Origin of the sequence: Streptomyces alkaliterrae (genome assembly GCF_007097205.2) — a bacterium.
Classification (GTDB): domain Bacteria; phylum Actinomycetota; class Actinomycetes; order Streptomycetales; family Streptomycetaceae; genus Streptomyces; species Streptomyces alkaliterrae.
This window is the reverse complement of record NZ_VJYK02000709.1, coordinates 1-471: the sequence shown is the minus strand read 5'-3', so window position 1 is coordinate 471 and position 471 is coordinate 1. Positions and strand designations below refer to the sequence as shown.

Here is a 471-nt window from a genome sequence, read left to right as displayed (position 1 = left end):
TCGCGGCCCAGCGCCGCACCGACGCCGAGATGATCGAGATCGACGCCGCACTCGACAGCATCGACGCTGCGGTGGCGGCCGGCGGTGACGGCGTGACCGAAGACCTGCGTTTTCACCGCGCCATCGCGGCCGCCAGCGGCAATCCGTTCCTCGTGCAGGCACTCGGCTTTTTCAGCCAATACCTGGAGGAAGCGATCGGCGTGACGCGCAGCAACGAAGCGCGCCGCGAAGACTTCGCCCGCCAGGTCCGCGACGAGCACCGCGCGATGGTCGAAGCGATCCGCCACCGCGACGCACTCGCTGCACGCAATGCCGCGCAGACCCACATGTTCAATGCCGCACGTCGCTTGGCCGAGGGCCGCGATGCAGCGCAAGACTGATTTCAGGAGCCATTCATGACGCAATCGGCGGCTGACCGGAAGGTTGGCGTGATCGGACTCGGCGCCATGGGTCTGGGCATTGCCAAGACCC

General features: G+C 67.1%; 1 protein-coding gene. It reads left to right on the top strand.

The genetic code is table 11. The features are described from left to right. Positions 1 to 380, top strand: a 380-nt coding sequence (locus FNX44_RS30155) for an FCD domain-containing protein (protein WP_153507825.1), incomplete at its 5' end; no start/stop codon positions are given. Positions 381 to 471 lie beyond the last annotated feature (91 nt).